Here is a 3976-nt window from a genome sequence, read left to right on the forward strand (position 1 = left end):
CTGGTCCATTCAGCGCTCTGTGGAAACGCCTCAAAAATATGCGATGCCAGGGTTAAGTCACGAATCAGACGAACCCCCAAAATTGTAACCGCCTCATTCAATCGATAAATCTGCCGTTCCAATCCAAAAAATGCCGAATTAACCAACTGCAGCACTTTAGCCGACATCACCGGATCCCGCTCGACTATCTGTGAGATATCCCGGGCATTCGACTGACCGGAAAGCAGCGCAGTGTTTAACGCCTCATAAATATCCGGCAGAGACGGCAATCGCTCAATTCGCCCAATAAAATCTTTAATTTCAGGTTTACGAATAAGGCTGGCCACTTTTAAAGCCTGCTCAACGGCGAGCGATATCTGTACATCAGTACAATTTTCGGGCAATGACGAATGCGCGACTTCCGACACTCGCGCCGCTATCGCGGAGGACAAATTCCCTGTCACTGCAATCCGCACTGCGTCAGGCCTGACCCTAATAACCTGCATCAGCCCTGCAAGCACCTGTTCTGGATTCTCAGAAATGCCAATGATAATGATGTCATAATGGCATTGCTGAATACGTTCAAGCATCTCTTCAGCGGAATCAACACGACTCACGGACCAGTTGTTTAAGTCAGCCACCGTGTTGATCTCTTCATCTTTGAGCGAAGCCGAGCGACAAACCAATATATTTTTGTCATGCAGCACAAGCTTCACTTTCGCATCCATCCCAAAAGCCCCTGACCTTAACCCTTAATAGAGTATTAATGTTTTAATTCTTTAAGTTTTAGTCAAGCATCTGCAGGCTGTCCACTAATTTTATGCAAATAAGGTTCATTAACCTTACTGAACACCGTAAACTACGCGTTTATTTCATTCACGTAGCAACGTCTTTAGAAATCATGCCAGATACTCAGCGAAAAATACTCGTTACAAGCGCACTTCCGTATGCCAACGGTCCTATTCATCTGGGCCATTTGGTTGAATATATTCAAACCGATATCTGGGTACGATTCCAGAAACAACGCGGCCATAATTGTACTTACGTCTGTGCAGATGATGCACACGGCACGCCCATTATGCTCAAAGCCGATCAACTCGGAATATCTGCCGAAACATTGATCGCTCAAGTCAGCCAAGACCACCAACGGGATTTCTCCGGCTTTATGGTGGGATTTGATAACTACTATTCGACCCATTCAGAAGAAAACAAACACTTTGCTTCTCTGATCTATACACGCTTGCGTGACAACGGTCATATTGCCAAGAAAACCATTACTCAAGCTTACGATCCTGAAAAAGAGATGTTTCTGCCGGATCGCTTCGTTAAGGGGGATTGCCCAAAATGCGGAGCGCTTGACCAGTATGGCGACTCATGTGAAAAATGCGGCGCAACCTACAGCCCTGTCGACCTGAAGAACGCTTATTCAGCTATTTCCGGTGCAAAACCGATTGAAAAAGAATCTGAGCATTACTTTTTTAAGCTTGGTGACTTTGAAGCATTTTTACGTAGTTGGGTTGATAAACACGTCCAAACTCAGATGGTTCATAAACTCAATGACTGGTTTGAGTCTGGCCTGAAAAACTGGGATATCTCGCGTGATGCCCCTTACTGGGGTTTCGAAATCCCAGACGCACCCGGTAAATATTTTTATGTATGGCTGGATGCGCCTATCGGCTATATAGCCAGCTTTAAAAATTGGTGTGATAAAACCGGTATTGATTTCGATGAGTACTGGAATAAATCATCAGAAACAGAGCTTTATCACTTTATCGGTAAAGATATTGCGTATTTTCACACACTATTTTGGCCCGCTATGCTTGAAGGTGCCGGATTCCGTAAACCTAACGGTGTTTTCTGCCACGGTTTCCTGACGGTCGACGGACAAAAAATGTCCAAGTCACGCGGTACCTTCATTATGGCTGAGACTTACCTCAATCATCTCCGCCCGGAATACCTGCGCTACTATTTTGCTGCCAAATTAAGCTCGGGTATTGATGATATTGACTTAAATCTTGAAGACTTCCGCATGCGCGTCAATGCCGACCTCGTTAACAAGGTTGTTAATATTGCATCCCGCTGCGCAGGCTTTATTTACAAGCAGTTTGACGGCAAGCTTTCTGCTCAATTATCAGCACCAGAGCTCTATCAGGAAGCGGTTAACGCTGGCGACTCCATTGCTGATTCATATGACAAACGAGAATTCGGACGCGCCATGCGCGAAATCATGGCATTAGCCGACAAAGCTAACCAGTTTATCGACACAGCTGAACCTTGGGTGCTGGCCAAGCAAGAAGGCAAACAGCAGGAAGTGCAAGACTGCTGCTCTATGGGGATTAACCTGTTCAGGGTTATATGCACATACCTTGCTCCGGTCTTGCCTCAGGTTGCGGAGGATGTAAGAGCATTTTTGAACCTAGAGACACTGCTATGGGATGATGTTAAACAGCCATTGACGAATCATGCCGTTAATAAGTTCAAACCCCTCATGCAACGCGTTGACGAAGATAAAATTGCCGCGTTAATTGAAGAGAGTAAACAAACAATGGAAGCGACGGCAGCGATTCAGAAAGCAGCCACACCCTCTCCACTGAACGACGACCCTATCTCTGATACTGTGTCGTTTGATGATTTTGCCAAAGTCGATCTGCGTGTTGCCCTGATTGCCAAGGCTGAACATGTCGATGGGGCAAAAAAACTATTACGACTCACACTAGACCTGGGCGGCGAGACACGTAACGTGTTTGCAGGCATTAAATCGGCTTATTCTCCAGAAGATCTGGAAGGTAAACTTACCGTAATGGTAGCTAATTTAGCGCCACGCAAAATGAAATTCGGCGTTTCTGAAGGCATGGTGTTGGCTGCGGGCCCGGGGGGCAAAGATCTTTGGATTCTTGAGCCTCAGCAAGGCGCTCAGCCAGGTATGCGTATTAAATAAAGCACTTTACAGACTCATCCTACTTAATGAATAAAGGCCCACTCGGGCCTTTTTTATTACCCCTGGTTTCTTGCTTCATCTCTTTGACTTACTCGTTTCAAAACTTCTAATGGTGCTACAAAAAAGAGCAAGCGCACTAAAATCAGTCACTTACTATCGGTCTAAATATATAAAATCAAACACACCATGTAAAAAATAAGCATTAACCCCTACGTAGTTTAGACGTTGTAATCAACGTCCATTTTTGGAAATATTGTTTACTGATAGGGTGTTTCCGTGAAAATAGGGTCTTTTTAAGATATCTACTACACTGAAACAAAGAAACCAGTCAGAAAAATAAAAACAGGTACGACCTTTGCATTATTCTCCACAGGGTGTTGCTTCACGATGCAACACTAACCAGAACACTACAAAAATAATTTCACTGATCCCAGGAGGATTACTCTAATGATGAAAACGAGTTTGATTACCGCGGCAATTCTTTCAGTAAGCTTTGCTGGTCACGCCTTAGCAGAAGGAACCCTGGATGCAGTTAAAGCACGCGGTGTAGTCCAGTGTGGTGTAACCACTGGATTAGCGGGCTTCTCAAACCCAGATGAAAAAGGCAACTGGGAAGGCTTGGATGTTGACGTATGTCGCGCCGTTGCAGCAGCAGTATTGGGCGATGCGAAGAAAGTTAAATATATTCCTCTGACTGCTAAAGAACGCTTTACTGCACTACAGTCCGGTGAAATTGATATCCTATCCCGAAACACGACCTGGACTCAAACGCGCGATACACAGCTGGGTTTAAACTTTGCTGGTGTGAATTATTACGACGGTCAGGGCTTTATGGCATCAAAGAAACTTGGCGTTAGCAGCGCAAAAGAGCTTGATGGTGCAGCATTTTGTATCCAGGCAGGAACAACCACTGAACTGAACCTGGCTTCCTACTTCCGCCAACACGGTATGTCTTTTTCTCCTGTTGTATTTGATACCTCAGACCAGACAGCTAAAGGGTTCGATGCCGGTCGTTGTGATGTGCTGACCTCTGACCAATCGCAGCTCTACGCTCTTCGC

General features: G+C 45.3%; 3 protein-coding genes. 2 read left to right on the top strand and 1 reads right to left on the bottom strand.

Annotated elements, in window-relative coordinates:
* The coding region (locus ABY436_RS19405; protein ID WP_372740574.1) for an HDOD domain-containing protein at positions 1 to 707 on the bottom strand (707 nt) is incomplete at its 3' end.
* Positions 708 to 880: 173 nt separating this feature from the next.
* On the opposite strand from ABY436_RS19405, the gene metG reads away from it, so the two are divergent.
* A complete protein-coding gene (metG, locus tag ABY436_RS19410; RefSeq protein ID WP_372740575.1) occupies positions 881 to 2917 on the top strand; it encodes a methionine--tRNA ligase in 2037 nt (678 codons plus the stop codon).
* 450 nt (positions 2918 to 3367) lie between these two features.
* A partial coding sequence (locus ABY436_RS19415) for an amino acid ABC transporter substrate-binding protein (RefSeq protein WP_372740576.1) occupies positions 3368 to 3976 on the top strand: 609 nt, incomplete at its 3' end.

Source organism: Neptunomonas sp., assembly GCF_041601355.1.
Lineage (GTDB): Bacteria > Pseudomonadota > Gammaproteobacteria > Pseudomonadales > Balneatricaceae > Neptunomonas.